Source organism: Shewanella baltica (assembly GCF_900456975.1).
Taxonomy (GTDB): Bacteria; Pseudomonadota; Gammaproteobacteria; order Enterobacterales; family Shewanellaceae; genus Shewanella; species Shewanella baltica.
This window is the reverse complement of sequence record NZ_UGYM01000002.1, coordinates 1270155-1292764: the sequence shown is the minus strand read 5'-3', so window position 1 is coordinate 1292764 and position 22610 is coordinate 1270155. Positions and strand designations below refer to the sequence as shown.

19 protein-coding genes are annotated in these 22610 nt (G+C 47.4%); 13 read left to right on the top strand and 6 right to left on the bottom strand.

The features are described 5' to 3' along the window. Window positions 1–27: 27 nt before the first annotated feature. Window positions 28–342: a quaternary ammonium compound efflux SMR transporter SugE gene (gene sugE, locus DYH48_RS05800; RefSeq protein ID WP_011847232.1), complete on the bottom strand. Its 315-nt coding sequence runs from the start codon at window positions 340–342 to the stop codon at window positions 28–30. Between the two features lie 361 nt (window positions 343–703). Continuing rightward, entirely contained in the window at window positions 704–2662 is a 1959-nt protein-coding gene (locus tag DYH48_RS05795; RefSeq protein WP_115334272.1) for a propionyl-CoA synthetase, read from the bottom strand. 291 nt (window positions 2663–2953) lie between these two features. On the opposite strand from DYH48_RS05795, the gene DYH48_RS05790 reads away from it, so the two are divergent. The 13 genes from DYH48_RS05790 to DYH48_RS05730 all read left to right on the top strand — a co-directional run bounded on the left by DYH48_RS05790 (window position 2954) and on the right by DYH48_RS05730 (window position 16144). Beyond that, complete coding sequence (locus tag DYH48_RS05790) at window positions 2954–3361, top strand: MerR family transcriptional regulator (RefSeq protein ID WP_006082318.1); 408 nt, start codon at window positions 2954–2956, stop codon at window positions 3359–3361. A 181-nt stretch (window positions 3362–3542) separates the two neighbouring features. Beyond that, window positions 3543–4712, top strand: a complete 1170-nt coding sequence (locus DYH48_RS05785; RefSeq protein WP_115334271.1) for an isovaleryl-CoA dehydrogenase — start codon at window positions 3543–3545, stop codon at window positions 4710–4712. Between the two features lie 116 nt (window positions 4713–4828). Beyond that, complete coding sequence (locus tag DYH48_RS05780; protein ID WP_006085530.1) at window positions 4829–6436, top strand: carboxyl transferase domain-containing protein; 1608 nt, start codon at window positions 4829–4831, stop codon at window positions 6434–6436. Between the two features lie 49 nt (window positions 6437–6485). After that, window positions 6486–7367, top strand: a complete 882-nt coding sequence (locus tag DYH48_RS05775; RefSeq protein WP_012587283.1) for an enoyl-CoA hydratase-related protein — start codon at window positions 6486–6488, stop codon at window positions 7365–7367. A gap of 14 nt (window positions 7368–7381) precedes the next feature. After that, the gene (locus DYH48_RS05770) at window positions 7382–9424 is read left to right on the top strand and encodes an acetyl/propionyl/methylcrotonyl-CoA carboxylase subunit alpha (RefSeq protein ID WP_172481240.1); all 2043 of its coding nucleotides are present in this window, start codon (window positions 7382–7384) and stop codon (window positions 9422–9424) included. A 1-nt stretch (window position 9425) separates the two neighbouring features. Continuing rightward, complete coding sequence (locus DYH48_RS05765; protein ID WP_115334269.1) at window positions 9426–10349, top strand: hydroxymethylglutaryl-CoA lyase; 924 nt, start codon at window positions 9426–9428, stop codon at window positions 10347–10349. 84 nt (window positions 10350–10433) lie between these two features. Then, window positions 10434–11138, top strand: coding sequence for a CoA transferase subunit A (locus tag DYH48_RS05760; protein ID WP_115334268.1), 705 nt, complete (start codon window positions 10434–10436; stop codon window positions 11136–11138). A gap of 126 nt (window positions 11139–11264) precedes the next feature. Then, complete coding sequence (locus tag DYH48_RS05755; protein ID WP_115334267.1) at window positions 11265–11921, top strand: 3-oxoacid CoA-transferase subunit B; 657 nt, start codon at window positions 11265–11267, stop codon at window positions 11919–11921. Between the two features lie 364 nt (window positions 11922–12285). Then, complete coding sequence (locus DYH48_RS05750; RefSeq protein ID WP_006085534.1) at window positions 12286–12666, top strand: hypothetical protein; 381 nt, start codon at window positions 12286–12288, stop codon at window positions 12664–12666. An 88-nt stretch (window positions 12667–12754) separates the two neighbouring features. Further along, the gene (locus tag DYH48_RS05745; protein ID WP_106651000.1) at window positions 12755–13357 is read left to right on the top strand and encodes a DJ-1/PfpI family protein; all 603 of its coding nucleotides are present in this window, start codon (window positions 12755–12757) and stop codon (window positions 13355–13357) included. A gap of 38 nt (window positions 13358–13395) precedes the next feature. Continuing rightward, a complete protein-coding gene (locus tag DYH48_RS05740) occupies window positions 13396–13713 on the top strand; it encodes a cytoplasmic protein (protein ID WP_115334266.1) in 318 nt (105 codons plus the stop codon). Window positions 13714–13945: 232 nt separating this feature from the next. After that, complete coding sequence (locus DYH48_RS05735) at window positions 13946–14704, top strand: sulfite exporter TauE/SafE family protein (RefSeq protein WP_115334265.1); 759 nt, start codon at window positions 13946–13948, stop codon at window positions 14702–14704. A 219-nt stretch (window positions 14705–14923) separates the two neighbouring features. Continuing rightward, a complete protein-coding gene (locus DYH48_RS05730; protein WP_115334264.1) occupies window positions 14924–16144 on the top strand; it encodes a PQQ-dependent sugar dehydrogenase in 1221 nt (406 codons plus the stop codon). A 338-nt stretch (window positions 16145–16482) separates the two neighbouring features. Here the strand turns inward: DYH48_RS05730 and DYH48_RS05725 are convergent, their stop codons facing one another. The 4 genes from DYH48_RS05725 to DYH48_RS05710 form a co-directional block, all read right to left on the bottom strand. Continuing rightward, complete coding sequence (locus DYH48_RS05725; RefSeq protein WP_012587276.1) at window positions 16483–16908, bottom strand: N-acetyltransferase; 426 nt, start codon at window positions 16906–16908, stop codon at window positions 16483–16485. Window positions 16909–16965: 57 nt separating this feature from the next. Beyond that, window positions 16966–17553, bottom strand: coding sequence for a hypothetical protein (locus tag DYH48_RS05720; RefSeq protein WP_012587275.1), 588 nt, complete (start codon window positions 17551–17553; stop codon window positions 16966–16968). 856 nt (window positions 17554–18409) lie between these two features. Further along, window positions 18410–21487, bottom strand: coding sequence for a transglycosylase domain-containing protein (locus DYH48_RS05715; RefSeq protein ID WP_115334263.1), 3078 nt, complete (start codon window positions 21485–21487; stop codon window positions 18410–18412). Between the two features lie 433 nt (window positions 21488–21920). After that, window positions 21921–22499 (bottom strand): thymidine kinase, encoded by a 579-nt coding sequence (locus DYH48_RS05710; RefSeq protein WP_006082333.1) that lies wholly within the window; start codon window positions 22497–22499, stop codon window positions 21921–21923. Window positions 22500–22610 lie beyond the last annotated feature (111 nt).

Here is a 22610-nt window from a genome sequence, read left to right as displayed (position 1 = left end):
ACTTGTATTGGCACGTTTATCGACAACTTAGTTTGCGAGTTTAAGCCCTAAAACGCCCAGTAATATCAGTATCAAACTGGCAATCTTAAGTAAGCTAACTCCTTCTCCTAACAGGATAATTCCCGCGATAGCGGTGCCCATAGCGCCAATGCCGACCCACACGCCGTAAGCCGTACCGATAGGCAGTTGCTTAACCGCGAGTCCTAGTAGCAACACACTCACGGCCATCGACGCCACTGTAAAGATACTTGGCCACAAACGTGTAAAACCTTCGGTATATTTAAGCCCTATGGCCCAACCAATTTCGAATAAACCCGCAAGGACTAATAAGAACCAACTCATAGTGAACTCCTAATTAGGGGTCGTCCCCTACCAAATTAAGGCATGTTTAGGGTCGTCCCTAAGCCGGTGAGAATACAAAGTCGTCAGTGATGTGTATCCAAAATCTCCATAGATACACATTGCTTCTAGTGGTGGTTTAGTTGAATGAATTAAACAATTGCTAATGTTCAATTCCCGCATATAAACAACTCAAAATAATGCAATTGAGTAGCAAAAACATTCAATAAATACGCGGCAAGAATAGCAAATCATAATGGACTATTGCTCAAATTGAGCGGGGATATTTGTTTCAATTCGCAACAGCAAGCGATTTTTAGAATGGGAATTTCCTACATGAAATCCCCATTCACTAAACGCAAGCTTAGATTAAGGCATCGGCATAACCCATGCGAGTGAGCGCGGTACGCACTAACTCTAAGGTCTGTGGATCTTCTATGGTCGCTGGCGCGGTATATTGCTGATTATCGGCAATTTTTCGCATAGTACCACGTAAAATCTTACCAGAGCGCGTTTTGGGCAATTTTTGAATCGCACTGACTAACCTAAAGGAAGCGACGGGACCAATCTCTTGACGAACTAAGGTAATAAGCTGTTTATGCAGCTCTTCATCACTGATCGTCACGCCCTTTTTCAGCACCACTAATCCTAAAGGCACCTGACCTTTAAGCTGATCATCCACACCAATCACAGCCGCTTCGGCCACATCAGGATGTTGACACAAGACTTCTTCAAAACGTCCGGTCGATAGCCTGTGCCCCGCCACATTTATGATGTCATCGATACGACTCATAATGTAGAGATAACCGTCTTCATCGGTATAACCTGCATCGCCAGTTAAGTAATAACCTGGATACATCGACAAGTAACTGTCTTGATAGCGTTGATCATTTTGCCACAGTGTTGTCAAGGTTCCCGGCGGCAAAGGCAGCTTGATCACCACATTCCCCGAGGTATTGGGCGCAACTTGCTCACCCAATTCATCCACCACTTCAACCGCATAACCAGGCACAGGTAAAGCGGGTGAACCCGGCTTAATGGCGACGGGCGCTGTGCCCATCAAATTTGCCGCGACAGGCCAACCCGTTTCAGTTTGCCACCAGTGATCGATAACAGGTTTAGCGAGTTTAGTGTGTGCCCAAACTAAAGTGTCGGGATCGCAACGTTCACCTGCCAAAAACACGTTTTTAAGACACGCTAAATCAACACCTTGTAGATACTCACCATCAGGATCTTCACGCTTGATTGCGCGAATGGCCGTCGGCGCGGTGAAAAAACTTTTGACTTTATATTTTGCAATCGTACGCCAAAAAGCACCGGGATCGGGCGTACCGACAGGTTTGCCTTCATACATTAAGGTTGTAGCGCCCACCAGCAGCGGTCCGTACACTATGTAAGAGTGACCCACAACCCAGCCCACATCAGACGCGGCCCAAAACACATCGCCCGCTTGAATATCGTAAATATGCTGCATCGACCAAGCCAGTGCCACTGCATGGCCGCCATTATCGCGCACCACACCTTTAGGCTGACCCGTGGTGCCTGAGGTATAAAGCACATACAAGGGATCTGTAGCATTAAGAGAAACACAATCGGCCTTAGGCGCAGTCGCTAATGCGGCTTGCCAATCTAAGTCACGGCCCTCCTGCAAATCGGCTTGATACTGGCTGCGATTTAAAATCAGGCAATGCTCCACCTGATGAACAGCATGTTCCAATGCTTTGTCTAACAAAGGCTTATAAGGAATGACGCCCGAGGGCTCGATTCCGCAGGATGCCGACAATACCAATTTAGGCTTGGCATCGTTAATCCGAGTCGCGAGTTCATTAGCGGCAAAGCCACCAAAAACCACCGAATGAATCGCACCTATGCGAGCACAGGCCAGCATAGCGAAGGCGGTTTCCGGCACCATAGGCATATAAATCACCACACGGTCGCCCTTCTCTATCCCAATGGATTGCATAAAACCCGCGAGTCGGCTTACTTGAGCCTGTAACTCCGCGTAGCTAATGCCGTATTCAGTGTCTGTCACTGGGCTCACATATTGGATCGCCACTTGATCACCGCGTCCGGCCAACACATGGCGATCAACGGCGTTATAACAAGTGTTCATCTCACCATCGGCGAACCAGTGATAAAACGGTGCCTGCGACTCATCGAGTACAGTGTGCGCAGGTTTAATCCAATCGAGCGTCTTCGCCGCTTCTCCCCAGAATTCGGCTTTATTAAGCAAGGATGCTTGGTGCAACGCTTGATGTTTTTGTTGGTTCTGTTTTTGATTTGCGGCTTGCGCTACAGATGCATTTTGCTGTTCGGTCAACATATGTCCTCCAATCAGGACTGCGGCTAAAATCGTCAGCCGCAATAACTACCCCTTCCAACAACCATTATTAACAGGGGGGCATCAAGCCCACTATTAGACGTTAGCCTATAACCAGAAAAGATTTGTGGTTTTATGTGAGAACACTAATTTAAAGCACTCGTTTTAATCTCGCTGCACAGGCTGATGGCAATTGGGATTGACACTTTTTTGCCAACAGAATAAAAGCCAAAATCTTTACCTTTACGTAAACTTCATATATCTTGCTTAAAACTGATTATTTAGGGTGCATGAATGAGCGCAACGAACACACCACAAACGACTTACTCGATCAGTGATCTCTCAAAAGAGTTTGATATCACTACTCGTAGTATTCGTTTTTACGAAGACCAAGGTTTACTTAAGCCTAAACGCCGCGGCCAAACCCGTATTTATAGCCTCAAAGACAGAGTGCGCCTCAAGCTCATTCTTCGCGGTAAACGCTTGGGCTTTTCTTTGGCAGAAACCCGTCGTTTGTTCGAATTGTACGATGCCGACAAGAGCAGCACCTCACAGCTCAATACCATGCTGGCGCTAGTGGAAGAAAAGAAATCCGCCCTACAGCAGCAAATGGACGACATTAAAGTCGTGTTGATGGAACTCAATTCCGCCGAGCAGCAATGCCGCTTAGCCTTAGAAGATAACAAAACGGCAAAAGCCTAAATCCCAGTGACAACAAGATCAAGTCAATATGATTGGCTCGCGCATCTCAAGACGCAGGATGTTAGCACTAGGATTAAATACAAGATTTAAAAGACTCAAGCACCTAAAAATCATAAAAACTATAAATTTAAACATCAGAGTTTAACCATCTGAAATTAGAACATCTGAAAGGACACAAGCAATGAACTCTCTCTACACAAGTCTGAATTTTGGCCTAGGCGAAGACGTCGACATGCTGCGCGATGCGGTGCAAGATTTTGCCACTCACGAAATCGCCCCGATTGCCGCGAAAGTGGATCACGACAACGCCTTCCCCAATGAACTTTGGCCTGTGCTGGGGAGTATGGGACTGCTCGGCGTGACCGTAGCTGAAGAATTCGGCGGCGCGAACATGGGCTACCTTGCCCACGTCGTGGCGATGGAAGAAATCTCCCGAGCATCGGCCTCTATCGGCCTAAGCTACGGCGCCCACTCAAACCTGTGTGTGAATCAAATCAACCGTAACGGTAATGCCGCGCAAAAAGCCAAGTATCTGCCCAAACTGGTGAGCGGTGAACATATTGGCGCACTCGCCATGAGTGAGCCAAACGCAGGTTCTGACGTAGTTTCAATGAAGCTACACGCCCGCAAAGAAGGCGACCGTTTCATCTTAAACGGCAACAAGATGTGGATCACTAACGGTCCCGATGCGCACACCTATGTGATTTACGCTAAAACCGACTTAACCAAAGGCGCACACGGTATTACCGCCTTTATCGTTGAGCGTGATTCGAAAGGTTTTAGCCAAGCGCAAAAACTCGACAAACTCGGCATGCGCGGCTCTAACACCTGCGAACTGGTGTTTGAAGATGTGGAAGTGCCAGAAGAAAACATTTTAGGTGGCCTCAACAACGGCGTTAAAGTGCTGATGAGCGGCTTAGATTACGAGCGCGTCGTGCTTTCTGGCGGCCCGCTGGGGATCATGAACGCTTGTATGGATATCGTTGTACCTTACATCCACGAGCGTGAGCAATTTGGTAAATCGATTGGTGAATTCCAACTGGTACAGGGCAAATTAGCCGACATGTACACCGGCATGAATGCCGCCAAATCCTACGTGTATGCCGTAGCAAAATCCTGCGATCGCGGTGAAACCACCCGTAAAGACGCCGCGGGCGCCATTCTGTATAGCGCAGAACTCGCCACCAAAATGGCACTGGATGCAATCCAACTGCTCGGCGGCAATGGTTATGTTAACGAATACGCCACCGGCCGCTTACTGCGTGATGCCAAGCTGTATGAAATCGGCGCTGGCACCTCAGAAATTCGCCGCATGCTGATTGGCCGCGAACTGTTCAATGAGTCGAAATAACGCGCGTTCAAATAATCTCTCACAAGTGAATGGGTAGCCCCTCACTGTAATTTACAGTTTGCGCCACCCATTCGAGCAAGGTGATACCGAGTTTCCGCTTTATAAGGACAATCAAAGTGACGCAAATAAGCAGTCGTATCAACGCCCGTAGCGATGAATTTAAAGCAAAATCCGACGATATGGCCGCCCTAGTGGCCGATCTTAAAACTAAACTCAATAAAATCGAACTCGGCGGCGGCCCTGTGGCGCTGGAGCGCCATTTATCTCGCGGTAAATTACTCCCACGTCAACGGGTTGAAAAGCTGCTCGATGCAGGTTCACCCTTTTTAGAACTGTCGCAATTTGCCGCGTTTGAAGTCTACGACGAAGAAGTGCCCGCAGCGGGCATTATCGCTGGTATCGGCCGTGTGAGTGGCGTGGAGTGCATGATCATCGCCAACGACGCCACAGTGAAAGGCGGCACTTACTACCCGATTACCGTCAAAAAACACCTTCGTGCCCAAGATATTGCCAGCCGTTGTCACTTGCCTTGTATTTATTTAGTCGACTCGGGCGGCGCTAACCTGCCCCGTCAAGATGAAGTTTTCCCCGACCGCGACCATTTCGGCCGCATCTTTTACAACCAAGCGCAAATGTCCGCCAAAGGTATCCCACAAATCGCAGTGGTCATGGGCTTATGTACCGCGGGCGGCGCTTATGTGCCCGCCATGGCGGATGAATCCATTATCGTAAAAGATCAAGGTACGATCTTCTTAGCAGGCCCGCCATTAGTGAAAGCGGCCACTGGCGAAGAAGTTAGCGCCGAAGAACTGGGCGGCGCCGAAGTGCACACAAAAATTTCCGGTGTGGCGGACCATTTAGCGCAAAACGATGAGCACGCGCTGGAGCTTGCCCGCCGCGCCGTATCACGCCTGAATCATCAAAAAGAAATCAAATCACTGCTGAGCCCAGTCAAGCCACCAAAATTCGATATCAGCGAACTGTATGGCATTGTCGGCACCGACTTGAAAAAGCCCTTTGATGTCAAAGAAGTGATCGCCCGTATCGTCGATGATTCTGATTTTGATGAATTTAAAGCCAACTATGGCGCAACCTTAGTGTGCGGTTTTGCCCGAATTCACGGCTATCCTGTCGGCATTGTCGCCAACAACGGCATTCTGTTCTCTGAGTCAGCGCAAAAAGGCGCGCACTTTATCGAACTGTGCTGCCAGCGCAAAATTCCACTGCTGTTCCTACAAAATATCACCGGCTTTATGGTGGGTAAAAAGTACGAACACGAAGGCATAGCTAAACACGGCGCTAAAATGGTGACCGCGGTTTCTTGCGCCAATGTGCCTAAATTCACTGTGATTATCGGCGGCAGCTACGGCGCGGGTAACTACGGTATGTGTGGCCGCGCGTTCGAACCGACCATGATGTGGATGTGGCCTAACGCCCGTATCTCAGTGATGGGTGGCGAGCAAGCGGCTGGCGTACTCGCCACAGTGCGTCGCGACGGTTTAGCCCGTAAAGGTGAAGAATGGTCAGCTGAAGCTGAAAAAGCCTTTAAAGCGCCGATTGTCGCCCAGTACGACAAAGAAGGTCATCCGTATCATGCCAGCGCCCGTTTATGGGATGACGGCATTATTGACCCAGCGCAAACCCGCGATGTAGTCGGCCTTGCCCTATCAGCGGCGTTAAATGCCCCTATTGAAGACACCCGCTTTGGTGTGTTCCGTATGTAAAGGCACATGTGAAAAACATATGTCACACAAGAAGATAGGGGAAAGAATAATGACCGACAGATTAAACAGCACTAGCGGCACAAAGGATTTAAGCAACTTGCAGCACGTCACTTATGCGCTCAATAACGGCGTTGCCGAGCTTATTCTTGACCGAGCAGAAGTACACAACGCCTTCGATGAAGTGATGATTAGCGAGATGATTAGCGTCCTTAGCTATTTTGCTGAGCACAAGCAATGCCAAGTGCTGGTACTCAAAGCGAACGGCAAAAACTTCAGCGCCGGCGCCGATCTCAATTGGATGCGCAAGCAAGCCAAAATGGACTTTGAGCAAAATCTAAATGATGCCAAAGCCTTAGCAAAACTGATGCAGGATTTAGATACCTTTCCAAAACCCACCATTGCATTAGTGCAAGGCGCAGCCTTTGGCGGCGCACTGGGGCTGATTTGCGCCAGCGATATCGCTATCGCAACGACGCGCGCCAGTTTTTGTTTGAGCGAAGTCAAACTTGGATTAATTCCTGCGGTGATAAGCCCTTACGTTGCCCGCGCTATGGGTAACCGCGCATCGCGCCGCTACATGTTAACGGCTGAGCGTTTTAGTGCAGACACCGCATTAAAGCTTAATGTCATTCATGAGATCAGCGATGACTTAGATGCCGCCGCAAAGCCGATGATTGACGCGCTGCTGGCCAATAGTCCGCAAGGCATGGCATGGGTAAAAACACTGCTGTCGCATCTTGAAGATGGCGTGATAGACCAAAACACCATTGATTACACTAGCGAGCGTATCGCCCGCATTCGGGTATCAACCGAGGGCCAAGAAGGCTTAAACGCCTTTTTTGAGAAACGTCTGCCTAACTGGCAACAAGCGCACTCCGCCCCCTCTCCTACGCCCACGCAAAAGCCAAGTGATACCCAAGGAGCCCTTTGATGTTGACCAAACAGATGTTAACTAACCACATGTTTACCAAGCTATTGATTGCTAACCGCGGTGAAATCGCCTGTCGCATCATCAAAACCGCTCATGCCATGGGCGTTCGCACCGTTGCCCTATATTCCAATGCCGATAAAGAAGCGCGCCATGTCGCCATGGCCGACGAATCTTTCTATCTAGGTGGCAGTGCGCCGGCAGACTCCTATTTAAAGGGCGATTTGATTATCGATATCGCCAAAAAAGCCGGCGCCCAAGCCATTCACCCTGGGTACGGTTTCTTATCTGAAAACGCCGACTTTGCCCGTAAATGTGAAGCCGCAGGCATCGTCTTTGTTGGCCCAGGCAGTGATGCTATCGATGCCATGGGCAGCAAAAGCGCCGCTAAATCTATTATGACGGCGGCAAACGTGCCCTTAGTGCCCGGTTACCACGGCGATGACCAAACCGACGCGACCTTAAAAGCCGAGGCACTGAAAATCGGCTTCCCTATGCTGATTAAAGCGGCGTATGGCGGCGGCGGTAAAGGCATGCGTATCGTCGAGAATGAAGGCGAAATCATGGAAGCCGTTAACTCGGCGCGCCGTGAAGCGGCCTCTTCTTTTGGTAACGATAAGTTATTGATGGAGCGTTATTTACGCCAGCCGCGCCACGTCGAAGTACAAGTGTTTGCCGACACCTTTGGCAACGCGATTTACTTATCGGATCGCGATTGCTCGATTCAACGTCGCCACCAAAAAGTGGTCGAAGAAGCGCCGGCACCGGGCTTAAGTGATGCCCTGCGCGCCCAAATGGGTGATGCGGCCGTCGCGGCAGCTAAAGCTATCGATTATATTGGCGCGGGAACGGTAGAGTTTCTGTTAGATACGGACAATAGCTTCTATTTCATGGAGATGAACACCCGTCTGCAGGTTGAGCATCCCGTTACTGAAATGGTCACAGGCCAAGATTTAGTCAAATGGCAATTGCTGGTCGCCAGCGGTCAGCCACTGCCCCTTAAGCAAGATGAAGTGCGTATTCACGGCCATTCCTTTGAAGTGCGTATTTACGCCGAAGATCCGCAAAATGAGTTTTTACCCGCCAGCGGTAAGCTCAACTTTTTGCGTGAACCTGAGCAAAGTAAGTTTGTCCGTATCGATTCGGGTATTCGCGAAAACGATGTGATCAGTAACTTCTATGATCCTATGATTGCCAAGCTTATCGTCTGGGATGAATCGCGCCCGCGCGCCCTGCAGCGTTTAGTGCATGCCCTAGAGTCGTATCAAATCAGCGGCCTTAAGCACAACATTGAGTTTTTGGCGAACATTGCCGAGCACCCAGCGTTTGCCAATGCTGACTTTAGCACTGACTTTATTGGCCGTTATGGCGACACCTTAATTGGTACAGCTTCAAGTGAAGCCGACACTGCACTCGCCTTTGCCGCGCTGTATCAAGTACTTGCCCGTAAAGAAGCCGCCAAAGCGCAAGCTGTCAACAGCGCCGATCCTTACTCACCTTGGGGTCAAGTGAGCGGCTTTAGACTCAACAGTTGTAGCCAACACAATATTGCACTGCTTGATGACGCCCATGAATTACAGCAGTTGGTGATGCTCGATTTAGGCGGCATGTATCAGTTGCCACTGCACGGCCAAGATTGGTTGCTAAATGGCGAACTGAAACAAGACTTACTGCTCGCCGAAATCAACGGCCATAAGAGTAAAGTGCCGGTTAGCGCACAAGGTGATGACTTTACGCTATTTTTATCCTCTGGCAGTTACCACTTTAAAGCAGTGCAAACGCTAGTGGTCGAAGAACAAGCTAGCAATGCTGACAAGTTAAAAGCACCGATGAACGGCACTGTCGTGACCCATTTAGTCGATGTCGGCGCACAAGTTAAAGCGGGCCAAGGTTTGCTAGTGATGGAAGCCATGAAGATGGAATACACCATCGAAGCGCCCTTTGATGGCATAGTCAGTGAATTCTACTTTAAGGCGGGCGAGCTGGTGACCGATGGCGCAACCTTGCTTAACGTTGAGCCGTTAGAGACAGACGAGCCAACCGCGATCAAGGAAGCCTAAGATGTCTTTAGTCAATCTAAGCCAAGCAGCGGACGCCAAAGACAGGGTCAGCATCTTCGAGATGGGCGCGCGCGACGGCCTGCAAAACGAAGTCGCTGTGCCGACGGCAGCTAAAATCGCCTTGATTGAATCGCTGGCTGATGCAGGGCTTAAGCGCATCGAAGCCGGCAGCTTTGTGTCACCTAAATGGGTGCCACAAATGGCCGATTCTGCCGATGTGCTCAAGCAAATACAGCGTCAAAGCGGCGTGGTGTATAGCGCGCTCACGCCCAACGTCAAAGGCTTTGAACTGGCACTGGATGCAAAAGCTTCCGAAGTAGCGATATTTGGCGCCGCCTCACAAAGCTTTAGTCAGCGCAATATCAACTGCTCGATAGAAGAGTCGATTGAACGCTTTATCCCTTTGATGGAATTAGCAAAAGCGCACAATATTCCGGTGCGCGGCTATGTGTCCTGCGTGCTCGGCTGCCCCTACGAAGGTGAGATAGCGGTCAGTGAAGTGGCTCGCGTGTCTGAAATCCTTTACAAAATGGGCTGTTACGAAATATCACTCGGTGACACTATCGGTGTAGGCACGCCGCAAAAAGCCCGTAGAATGCTGCAAACTGTGAGTGAACGAGTGCCTATTGAGAAACTGGCGCTACACTTTCACGACACCTATGGCCAAGCATTAGCTAACATTTTGGCCTGCTTAGACTTAGGTGTGCGGGTGTTTGACTCCTCGGTTGCGGGTCTTGGCGGCTGCCCCTATGCCAAAGGCGCGTCGGGCAATCTTGCCACCGAAGACTTAGTGTATATGCTGCACGGCATGGGATTAGAGACAGGTATCGATCTCAACAAGCTAGCGTTGGCAGGGCAAGCTATCAGCACACAGCTGAATCGCAACAACGGCTCGAAAGTGGCCACGGCCCTGTTAGCAAAATAGAACAACAATAATTAACGACAACAACCGTTATTGAAAACGCGCGTTATTTCCCGCGCGTTTTATACAGCATAAAAGGACATCACAATGGCAGGACTCAATAAAGTCGTCAGCAGCTATGAAGAAGCGTTAAACGGCTTATCAAACGACATGACCATTATGGTCGGCGGCTTTGGCCTGTGCGGCATTCCCGAAGGCTTAATCAATCAAATGGTTAAGATGGGCGTTAACGGTTTAACGGCGATATCAAACAACGCTGGCGTTGACGACTTTGGCCTTGGCTTACTGTTAAAACATCGCCAAATCGCCACTATGATCGCCTCTTACGTGGGCGAAAACGCCACTTTCGAGCAACAAATGCTCTCTGGCGAACTGAACGTAATTTTAACGCCCCAAGGCACATTAGCGGAAAAAATCCGCGCAGGTGGCGCAGGTATTCCGGCATTTTTCACTGCAACGGGTTACGGCACGCCAGTCGCTGATGGCAAGGAAACCCGCGAAATCAAAGGTCGCCATTACGTGTTAGAAGAGTCGCTGACCGCAGATTTTTCCTTAGTGCGCGCATGGAAAGCCGATACCATGGGTAATTTGATGTTCCGTAAAACCGCTGCCAACTTTAACCCTATGATGGCGACCGCGGGCAAAATCACTGTGGTTGAAGCTGAGTTTATTGTTGAGCCGGGCGAGCTAGACCCAGATCATATCCACACGCCGGGCATCTATGTTGACCGCGTTATTCAAGGCACGTTCGAGAAACGTATCGAGCAGCGCACGGTAAAAGCCGCGAAATAAAAGGCGCTGGCAAAACCTTGAAACACAGTTAACGCAATTGGCACTTAGCTCCCTAAAGTAAAAACTAAGGGTAAAACCTAAGAGTAAAGACCAAAGCGTCAAAGCCAAATAGAAAGGATAGATATCATGGCATTATCAAGAGAACAACTGGCTCAGCGCGTCGCCAAAGAATTAAAAGACGGCTACTACGTCAACCTTGGCATAGGCATTCCAACACTGGTCGCTAACTATATTCCCAGCGGCATAGAAGTGATGCTGCAATCGGAAAATGGTCTACTCGGCATGGGTGAATTCCCTACCGAAGACACCATAGATCCGGATTTAATCAATGCGGGCAAACAAACCGTTACCGCAGTCAAAGGCGCGTCATTTTTCTCATCGGCGGAAAGCTTTGCCATGATCCGTGGCGGCCATGTGGATTTAACCGTACTCGGCGCCTTTGAGGTCGATGTGAATGGTTCTATCGCCTCGTGGATGATCCCAGGCAAACTCATCAAAGGCATGGGCGGCGCGATGGATTTAGTCGCCGGCGCCGAAAACATTATCGTGACTATGATGCACGCCGATAAATACGGTAATTCTAAGCTACTGCCAGTATGCGAATTGCCGCTGACTGGTTACGGCTGCATTAAACGCGTCGTCACAGATTTAGCCTTTATCGAAATCAAAGATGGCGCTTTCCATCTACTAGAGCGCGCCCCAGGCGTCAGCGTAGAAGAAATCGTCAGCAAAACCGCCGGTAAGTTAATCGTGCCAGAGCATGTACCAGAAATGGTGTTTTAAGCGTTCTCTAACCTAAGAGTTTAAGTTTGCTTCTTAGCATCAATGCTCAAGTTTGATGCACTAAGTTTTATACCTTAAAAGCCCAGAAGATAATTCTGGGCTTTTTGTTTATCTAGCAATTAGCTAGCGCTGCGACTTGAGAGCTAATCCTAGTCAATTGCACCACTCATTCATTAGTATGAATTACCTGATTAACTCGTTAGATTTGAGCAAATTACCTCTTTAAAAAGCGATAATACGCGGCAAATTGTAGGCTATGGCTCATTGCAGATCGTGATAAGGATGCTGAACGAATACCTTATTTGTCGTTCGCAAACCGTTCGTAGCGATAAAAGTTTAGGTTATGGGTAACACGGAGAGCGGTATGCGGGCATGGAGGATCTATTTCTGGTTTTGTGTACTGCAATTAATCATGAATTACCGCGCAGCTATGATGTCCACTGTCGCTTGGTACGATGTTATCAATTGGCTGGTGATGTTGCAGGGATTAATTGGCCTTCAAGGCCAAGTCTATAAATTACGGTTTTTCTCACAAAAAGTGTGGCAACGATTCTTCCCCATATTCTGCGTATGGAGCTTGATGTATGTAGGCATCAATTGGGCCAGTAATACGACAAATCCACCAGACATAAGCTCAAACATCGGCTATGTGATCATCCTAATGCTGACCATTCCGCAGTGTTTAGCCCTATATCGATACGCTGTTAATTGGCATCACTTACCCGCAAAATCGAAAAAGCCTTAACCCTAAAAATCGCCAAATAATGGTATAAATTACACAATTCAAGAAGCGTATCTAAAACAACTATCAGCACAAAGCCAAAGGAAAGCTTCTGTACCAGATTGCGATTGTGATATTTGATGAATTTACCGATATCGATTTCTTCTTAATGCGCGATATTCTCGGCCGTACAAAAACCGATTGGACAGTAAAAGTACTCGGGACAAAGCCTAGCCACAGGTCGAGTTTGGGGATGACGGTTGCAACCGATGGTCATGTGGCCGAAGTCGCTGATGCAGACGTGGTGTTATTTAGCAGTGGCTACAAAGGCGTACCTGCCGCGCTTGCTGATACTGAGTTTATGTCCGCCCTTAAATTAGATCCCACACGGCAATTGCTTGGCAGTATCTGCGCGGGGTCATTCTTCTTTGCCAAATTAGGCTTACTCGACAATATCTCGGCAACGACTCACCCCGATGCAAAACCCGCATTAGTGGCCATGGGCGTCGATGTAGAAGACTGTGCTCTGGTTATCAATGGCAATATTGCCACCGCGGGTGGCTGCCTGTCCTCACTCTACTTAACCGGCTGGGTCGCTGAGCGCTTATTCGACAGTGCAAAACGCCGCGAAATTCACAGACAGCTTATTCCAGCAGGTCAAGCTGATATTTATGAGACGCTGATCCAATCATCAATAGCAGCTGCAATTCGCTAGCGAGTGGTTCAGGTTCGCAGCCAGAAGCAAGGGACTGCGTGATTACACTGAAAAATCTTCTCGGGACAGTAAAAGCCGAGCACCAGATCACCACCCAGAGTGAACTTGCAGCTTTGCTGTCGCAAAATGAATTACTCGTTCAGCAAATCCAAACTGCCGATGCGCAGCATTGGGTGCATTTTGCCAAGAATACCTTCGATGGTTGGTACTGTATTCAAACACCTATGCTCAGTACCTTTGAAGTTTACTATCAAGAACGTGGGCAAAACTGCTGGGGAGAAGATGTTTTTACCGAGCAAAGTGTAGCCATAGCTACAGTTATTTTTATGTCTGGTGTTTGGGATCAAGTCCCCTAGCACTAAGCAAGTAAAAGCCTGTTCACTCATTCTGTGTGTTCACATTTACGAATGGCAGTGTGACTATCCATTACGCGACTTTCGATTATGTAACGAATCATTGCTCGACTTTCAATATCGAAATCATCCTGTTAGGGTGACGTACTTAGATTGACTCACGAGAACAGACTCATTCTTAGCACTCAAATAAACTCTCTGTTTAACTCTCTCATTGCCCAAAGGAGCGGTATCTATGGACTGGCTTATTATTGCACTCGCTGGCTTTTTAGGCGGCATGCTCAATGCGGTTGCCGGTGGTGGCAGTTTTATTACCCTTTTGGCGTTAGTGTTTGTCGGGGTTCCACCGATTGCGGCGAATGCAACGGGGACTGCCGCGCTACTGCCCGGGTATATCGCCAGTGCTTGGCGCTTTAGAAAAGATATCGAATATCCGGCGAGTCTTAGCCTTAAGCATCTGATCTTGATTGCCCTTATCGGCGGCAGTATTGGCGCAGGTATTTTGCTGACCACCAGCGAGCAAGTCTTCGCAAAACTGATCCCTTGGCTGATTTTACTGGCCACCGCGGCCTTTATTGTTGGTCCTTGGTTACTCAAACGAAGAATCGCTGAGCAAGGCGAAAACACCTCTACGCCAATGTTAAGTCCGATGACAGCACTGATAATGCTGTCGACTGTGTGTATCTATGGTGGTTATTTTAATGGTGGCTTAGGCATCATACTGCTCGCGAGCTTTGGGCTGATGGGCCAGACCAATCTACATGGGATGAACGGTCTTAAAAATCTCATTTCTGCCCTGCTCACCGCCATCGCCGTAGTGGTTTATGCCGCGGGCAATGTTATCGATGGGCAATATCTGTTGCTGCTTGCTGTGATGGCGATTATCGGTGGCTATGTGGGCGCGGCGCTGGCCTATCGTATTTCACAGCCCTTGCTGCGCGGCTTTATTGTGATAGTGGGTTTAGCGATGGCCTTAGGCTTTTTCATACGCTGAGCTGTTCATACGTGAAACAAGGTTTTCATGTATTGAGCTTTTAATACGCTAGTTTTTTAATACGTTAGCCTTTTAATGCATTACCAACGCAATAATCATGGACTCAAGGGAACAAGACTGGTGAGTTTCGATACAAGGTCACATCGAGAAATTGCCCTTAGGTTGCTGGCTTGTTACTCTGAGCCATCATTTAGGAAAGCACTGTGACTAAGGATAGCGATGAAACGGATCACCTTTAAACTATGCAGCTTGAAGAAACTATGCGGCTTGAAGCTAAAGACCTTGAAGCTGAGCACCTTAAGTCTTGCGCTGTGTCTTGTTGCAAGCTCGCCCGCTATTTACGCGCAAACTGCTAGCGCAGCAAGCATTAGCGTCAAAACGGAAACGGGTAACATTCAAGTAAAAACCATAGCCCAAGGGTTAGAAAATGTCTGGGGTATGGCATTTTTAGCCGACGGCAGCATGCTCGTGACTGAACGCGCCGGCAGAATGCGTATTGTCAGCGCCGCAGGTAAAGTAGGCGAACCCTTAAAAGGTTTACCGCCGATGTATGCCAAAGGTCAAGGTGGTTTACTCGATGTGGTGCTTGCACCAGATTTTGCCAGCAGCAAAAAAATCTATTTCAGTTATTCAGAACCCGCTGAAGGTGATGCAAGTGAACTCAATAGCACTGCGGTGAGTTTTGCTGCTCTCAATGGCAACAAGCTTGAAAATCTCAGCCGCGTTTTTAGTCAGCAACCCAAAATCAACAGCGGCCACCATTTTGGATCTCGTTTGGTGTGGGCGCCTGACGGCACTTTATTTATCACACTTGGCGATCGTTACAGCGAAAAAGATAGCGCCCAAACATTAGACAATCATTTAGGCAAAGTGGTGCGGATTAATGCCGATGGCTCAGTGCCTAAGGATAACCCCTTCATCAATACGGCGGGCGCTTTGCCCGAGATCTGGTCTATTGGTCATCGCAATATGCAAGGCGCGGCCATTAATCCCACCAGCAAAGTATTATGGACTGGCGAGCATGGACCGCAGGGCGGCGATGAACTCAATATTGATGAGGCGGGCAAAAACTATGGCTGGCCTGTGATTACCTATGGTGAGAATTACGGCGGCGGCAAAATCGGCGAAGGCACCCATAAGGTGGGAATGGAGCAACCCGTCTACAAATGGGTTCCCTCTATTGCCACGGCGGGCTTTATATTTTACACGGGTGACAAATTTCCGCAGTGGCAAAATAATATTTTACTCGCCAGCCTAAAGGAAAAAACGCTAGTGCGTTTAGTGCTTGATGGCGACAAGATTATTAAAGAAGAACGGCTGCTGAAAAATGAATTGGGGCAAAGATTACGCTCAGTCGTGCAAGGGCCTGATGGGTTGATTTATCTTGTGACCGATGAAGCGAAATCAAAAATTTACCAGATCTCACCGCAGCAATATTAAGCACTCGCTTTAACCACAGCTTTTAACCAGTGCAACAAGCTCAATGGTGGGAGAGGAATAAAGTTCGATATTGAATCGTCACATGTGCTTGATTCTACTGCACCCGATTGAATACGTGGCAAAATAAAGCATCATACTCAAGATAACTCATTTTTGGACATTTCCGAGTCAGACTTTTAGCTCGAATGAGTGAGTTTCTAATTAAAATTTCTATGGGTTAACACCCGCCTAAGGGGCTGGCAACGTATTACCACTGAACCAAAACACAACAACCGTAACCCCCGCGGCTCAATGAGACTGGAAACGCCACGCGTTAACAGTCCCTCTTGAGGCGTTTGTTACGTGCCTGAACTCATTGTGTATTCTGGATGCCCCGTATGTTCATCTAACTGCTCGCTGACCACGTTAAAACCTTGGGACAAGTAGAACTGGTAACTGGCCTGATTTTCCTTATATACGGAAAGAGTCAGAATCGATCTTTGATTTTTTGCGTGATTCAGCAATTGCTTACCGATACTTTTACCTTGCAGCTCGGGAGCTACAAATATGGCAGCTAAACGACTTTCATACAGAGCGAAAAATCCAATAACTTTAGAGTCTATTTCGTAAACGTAGACCTCTGAAGCTGGGATATAAATATTACGCATGCTCTCTACTTGAGATTCCCAAAACTCAGCCAAGATAAAATCATGAGCTTTAATCGACGCATTCAGCCAGATTTCAAGAACTGAATCCAAGTCATTTTTGTTGTACTTTCTTATCATTTTTAGACTCTGAGTTGTCAAATTTATCAGGGGCAATATAACGTATTAGTATTTATGCTAATTTCTATCAACTACCCTAGCACGACTAAAACCACTACCTCTATGAAAGTCTATAGAACCAAAGAAATTCGGTGACTGTACAAACCAAACAGTATCCAAGAACTCCAAAGCTTTTTTATAGCTTTCACAATTTTCTAAAGACCTTTGAGCCATGAAATCTTTTTCGTGCTTTGGAGGCTGTACAAACCTGTCTCCAAACTGCTCAAGACCGATTAGTTTTCTTTCTTCCTCGAAATCAATGCTTTTAGAGTGAACCACAGAATTCCTAAATGAAACCATATCAGCAATAGTTTCACGGTGAGGCTCAACCAATTCTTCGGCATCAACTCCAAGTCGAGAAAGTAGCCAGTCGAATTTACCTTGAATAGTTGCGTTACTATACAGTTTTAACTCTGATTTTTTAGTAAACACTTCTTTTCCAAAGGTATTTAACTTTGATTCCATGGCAAAACAATAAAATGTCATTGCAGGGACTAGCTTTTTGAAACGATATCCGTCCTTTTCAACTTTTGCTTCATTGTATAAGGCTATGGCGATCGACTCCAAATAACGGTCGTTTACAATCGAGCCTTCTATTTTATTCATTGCCTATACTTCCTCGATTAGCCTTACACTTTATAGACATAGACGGATTTCCCCCGCATTTATATTTCGTCAATTTTGTAATTAATCATTATTAAACTCAAGTAATATCAGACTATTACGTGTGAGTTGAAGATGCATTACAGGAAGAATGTACCGAAGACTTCCATATAAGTTCTTAATGCATTGATTAGAAAATGTCGGGCAACATGAACACGCTCGATTCGTTAAGTGCATCTACTTTAAATGGTTTTGGGGCACTTTTTAGCAGAACGAACAGCAGAAGTGTTAGTTAAGATTGGCATTGATGCACCAGTGACCTTCTAAAACATGTTTTAGTAGAGCCCTTAGGGACGAGTTTATGGCGAGTCACTGGGGAAACAATGACAATAAATGCTACACAACTGACGATACAATTATCTTACTTTGGAGCATAAAAGCTTTTTAGGGTGGACTTGTGAGTTAGGGAACAAGTTAAGATTGGCATTGTTGCAACAGTGACCGTTGGCGACATGGATGTGGTCGTCGAGCCTATAGGGATACTTCTTATGAAATAAAAAGACGGCGAGTCACTGGGAAAACAATGACAATTAATGCTGCGTAACTCAGTGGCCTTGCTTTGGGGCATTTTCGAGTCAAAAAATGCCGTTAATCAGCCCAAATTACTGCTATTTAGGCGGACAATTTAATTATTCATAATAAATCTTTATCGTTTGGTATGAGACGTTATAACTCTCCTACAAGAATCGGTAGAGAATTTAAGCCTTAAAACGACAAAGAGTGTTCATCAGGAACACTCTTTGTCGTTAGTGGGCAGTTGCTAGATTGCAATTGCTAGCACGGCTCTAACCTGCTGTCTTTATTCGTTTACCACGCACATACCCTGCTCGGTTTTCACATAGGGAGACAGAATAGGCATCATGCCTTTCATCACTTGTAATGGCAGCGCCGAAGTAAAACTAAAATCATCGGATTTACTGCCGGGCACGAAGGCCGTCAAAGTGCCGAAGTATTTATCCCCCAGATAAAACACGAAGGTCGCGGTGCGGTTCATGGCAGTCGTCGCCACTTTTTTACCTTGCTGCATCTGAGTCACGATACGGTTATCACCGGTGCCGGTTTTCCCGCCTATGGCTAACATCTCGCCTTTTTCATCGGTAAAAATACCCTTCAAACGACGGGCAGTACCGTTTTGCACTACGTTCGCCAGTGCAGCTTTTAGGGCTTGCGCGACTTCATGGCGCATGACTCGCTCACCTTGGGTGTTCTGATTCTCCAGCGTCACTTCGTATGGTGTATCCGCGGCAAAATGCAGCTGATTGATACGCACGGTAGGCAAACGATAACCATCATTCTGAATAATGCCCATGAGTTCGGCTAAAGCCGCAGGTCTATCACCCGAGCTGCCGAGCGCCGAACCTAAGGATGGCACCATAGCATCAAAGGGGTAACCTAAACGGGCCCAACGCTGATGTATGTCGAGGAAGGCTTCCACTTCAAGCATCACTTGCACTCGAACGTCACGGGCGTTTTTATGTCGCGTCCTAAATAACCAACGGTAAACCTCTTGGCGTTGTGCTTCACTCGCCTGTTTCACATCGTTCAAATTCGCATCGGGATTATGATTAAGATAATCCAGCACCCACAATTCCAACGGATGCACCCGTGCGATATAACCTTGATCCGGCAGGTTATATTTATCAGGGCCGTACTTGTTATATAAGCTCTTAATACGACCATCTGTATAACTCACCTGCGGCAATCTTTGCTGCAGAAAAGCCTTAAATGCCGACATAGGTTCATCGGGCAAGAGGTAGCGATACGCCGACGTTAATTGTTGCTCCGACTGGGATAAACCGTCGAAGAACATCCCAAAACGCTCATTCGCGGCCACTTTTTTATACTTGCGATAAAACTTAGTGACGAAGGTATTACCCTCTCTATCGGCAAATACCCGCAGGTATTCGTCGCGGCGCGGATCTTTATCATTACGCAGCAACTGGGCCATATTGCCCTCATTTTGCATACTGCTGCTGTAATTGACTATGTCGCGCATGAGGCGCACAAACGGCAAGTTAATCGAATCCTGCAAAGCTTGATAAAGTGTCGGAGTCTTAACATCTTCCGATTTTTTAAAGTTATTAAACACATGCAAACCACCACCGGTAAAGAACTGCTCACTGGTTGAGGCAGAATATTCCCGCTGTAGCGCTGCATCTAACATGCGATCTAAACGTCTATCAGGATTCACAATCAAGTAATCAATCGCCCAGCGGGTTAAGTGATCCCTAGGTTCGATAATGATAGATTCCAGTTCAATACCATGTTTTTTCGAATATTTTTCGTGGATCTCAGCGATGATTTCTAAGTAGGTCGCCATCACCCGCAATTTAGCGGTTGAACCCAGTTCCAACTTACTGCCTTCGTTGATATCAAAGGGTTGGTCGGTACTGTCGGTCTGCACGCGGACTCGGTTGGCGGTGTCGGTACGCTCGTAAAGCGTAAAGCTATACAGCACGTTTTGCAGTTGGCTTGGCTCGAGTAAACGCTCGCCCAATAAACCCACTTGCTCAGCGGTCGACACTTGCGCCAGGCTGCGTAAGTAGTGACTCACTTGCTGCTGTAAATCACTGTGTAAGCTACTGTTTACTGTTAAGTCGAGTCGGTCTAAATCGTACAGCCCCACATTTAACATGCCCGCGGTACGAATACGCACTGTATTCACGCCCTTATCGGCGCCCGATTGCGTATTTCGTTGCGGCTTAGTGACCCTAAACTGCAATTTCTGCGCGAGTGCGGCATCACGCAGACCGCGGTCAATAAGGTAATATTGGCCGAGTAAGCGGATATGGCTATCGACTAAATTTTCAAGATCTTCATGACCTTGCAATAAATAGTATGAAGGGCGACGCTGGGCGATCATCAGCGCAACCACTTGGCGGAATACTTGTCCACGCTTGGCGGCATTCCCCTTGATTTGTGGCGATGCTAACAGCTTGTTTGCGGTATCGAAATCGGTGCCAAACCAAGCCCACAGCCCATCACCAATACCATGCACTTCACCATGATTTGGCGCCGAGGATAATGGCACTGTGTTTAAATAATCTTGGACGATGCGCTTACGAGCGGGTTCGGTATTCTCACCTTGCTGGTACACGCGCACACTGGCCGAGCCAATTTGCAGTAACTTATCCTTGATGCTTAAGGTTAAGCCTTGGGAAGAATGGCGGAATTTTTCAATCTGAGTCGCCAGCGTACTGCCACCGGCGGTAGACACATTCATGCCGACCATCTCTGCAATTTGGCTCATCCCCGCCACCACAAAACGTGGCCAGTCGATCACGGGATTGAGTTTATCTTCCGTGGTCCATAACTCGCGGTTTTCAATAAACAATAAGGTATTAACGATTTCATTGGGGATCTTATCGTCGTCCTGATAAACCCGCTTAGGATAGGCGAACTCGTACAAATCGGTATTGCGACAATCAAGCAACGTTAAGCCAGATTGTGCCTTTTCGTGATAAGGCGGGAAAAATCCCAGCTGCGCGTATTCCTGCAAGGCAGGCGAAAACGCCACTTGCTGCGTCACCTGAAAATTCCGTTGCATTAATCGGTCGATATACAGGGGTAACTTGCTATAGCCATGGCGCTCATCGAAAGGGCCATAACTTGGATAAATCACCGCTGTGCTCGGTGAGTTTTCTAATTCATAGGTGAGCGTCTTAGCATATTGATTGATATATTTGGCTTGATAAAACGAGGTTTTCACTTCAAGGCCAATCAATAATGCGATACAGCAAATCAAAATAAAAAATAAGAACCAGACTCTGCCCTTTGATCTGGCTTTACGCGGAGTCTTAACCTTTACCTTAGGTTCAGGTTGTGGTGGACGAGGACGATAATTTTCGAACTTCATCTCTGACGGGGAATTAGGCAAAACAGCTCCAAAAAAACACTAAAATAAATATCTTTCATGCAACTCAGCAAATCCGTTGCCACTCAGTAAAGCAAGACATCAACTCATTAAGCCATTACGTTCATTAGGCCTTAGCTATCCGTTCTATATAGTGGAATAGTATATCCACACTTTCTCAAACCTTGTTTCACCCAAAAGAGTGGTATCCATAATCCACAACCGCCACTCACTCACGCTAATGTAATGTTAAGCTGGCCACTTATACTATTTTTAAGCAAAGAGTAAATTTCACCCAGTCTTAATTTGTTGATACACAGGTATTTTCAACGATTAAGCTCGCCGACATTGTAACTCAGCAGCAATGTGGCTCATAAACACTGTGACTCAGAAACAGAACGGGCCAATAAGCCACACAAAAAATATTTAGCAGCCAACAACACCCAGCTAGCAAAGACTAATCCCAGATAAACTCACGAAAATGTTTACGGCAAACGGACTCATAGCTTTCATTACCGCCAATCGCCACTTGCTCGCCCTCGCGCATCACTTTGCCGTCACCGTCGAGGCGCACCACCATGTTGGCTTTGCGGCCACAATGGCAAATGGTTTTCAGCTCAACCAACTTATCGGCCCACGCTAATAAATAATGACTGCCGCTAAAGAGTTCACCTTGGAAATCGGTTCTTAGGCCATAGCAGAGTACGGGAATATCAATATTATCGACCACATGCGTCAGCTGCTTTACCTGTTCTTTACTTAAAAACTGGCACTCATCCACCAACACACAACTTAATGGCGTGGCTTGATGCACATCGCTAATCATCTGAGTCAGATCATCTTGGCTACTAAAAACCTGTGCTTCGGTTTCAATGCCGATACGCGAAGCCACTTTACCTTTGCCATATCTGTCATCTATGGAGGCTGTCATCACCAAGGTATTCATACCGCGTTCTCGGTAGTTATAGGATGACTGTAATAGGGAAGTGGATTTACCCGCGTTCATCGACGAATAATAAAAATACAATTGAGCCAAGACTTATACCCTTTAAAAAACGTTAACGCTTACGCGTCTGCCACCAGAGCCAAATTGGGCGCTAGTCTAACATTGCGCTTCACATCAGAACACTAGCAGCCACTAAGCTTT

Bases quoted from the DNA above. Each gene is read 5' to 3' on its own strand.
- sugE (WP_011847232.1), bottom strand. From the start codon at position 342: ATGAGTTGGTTCTTATTAGTCCTTGCGGGTTTATTCGAAATTGGTTGG.
- DYH48_RS05725 (WP_012587276.1), bottom strand. From the start codon at position 16,908: ATGATAAGAAAGTACAACAAAAATGACTTGGATTCAGTTCTTGAAATC.
- DYH48_RS05730 (WP_115334264.1), top strand. From the start codon at position 14,924: ATGAAACGGATCACCTTTAAACTATGCAGCTTGAAGAAACTATGCGGC.
- DYH48_RS05770 (WP_172481240.1), top strand. From the start codon at position 7,382: ATGTTAACTAACCACATGTTTACCAAGCTATTGATTGCTAACCGCGGT.
- DYH48_RS05785 (WP_115334271.1), top strand. From the start codon at position 3,543: ATGAACTCTCTCTACACAAGTCTGAATTTTGGCCTAGGCGAAGACGTC.
- DYH48_RS05795 (WP_115334272.1), bottom strand. From the start codon at position 2,662: ATGTTGACCGAACAGCAAAATGCATCTGTAGCGCAAGCCGCAAATCAA.
- DYH48_RS05750 (WP_006085534.1), top strand. From the start codon at position 12,286: ATGCGGGCATGGAGGATCTATTTCTGGTTTTGTGTACTGCAATTAATC.
- DYH48_RS05760 (WP_115334268.1), top strand. From the start codon at position 10,434: ATGGCAGGACTCAATAAAGTCGTCAGCAGCTATGAAGAAGCGTTAAAC.
- DYH48_RS05790 (WP_006082318.1), top strand. From the start codon at position 2,954: ATGAGCGCAACGAACACACCACAAACGACTTACTCGATCAGTGATCTC.
- DYH48_RS05755 (WP_115334267.1), top strand. From the start codon at position 11,265: ATGGCATTATCAAGAGAACAACTGGCTCAGCGCGTCGCCAAAGAATTA.
- DYH48_RS05765 (WP_115334269.1), top strand. From the start codon at position 9,426: ATGTCTTTAGTCAATCTAAGCCAAGCAGCGGACGCCAAAGACAGGGTC.
- DYH48_RS05775 (WP_012587283.1), top strand. From the start codon at position 6,486: ATGACCGACAGATTAAACAGCACTAGCGGCACAAAGGATTTAAGCAAC.
- DYH48_RS05720 (WP_012587275.1), bottom strand. From the start codon at position 17,553: ATGAATAAAATAGAAGGCTCGATTGTAAACGACCGTTATTTGGAGTCG.
- DYH48_RS05735 (WP_115334265.1), top strand. From the start codon at position 13,946: ATGGACTGGCTTATTATTGCACTCGCTGGCTTTTTAGGCGGCATGCTC.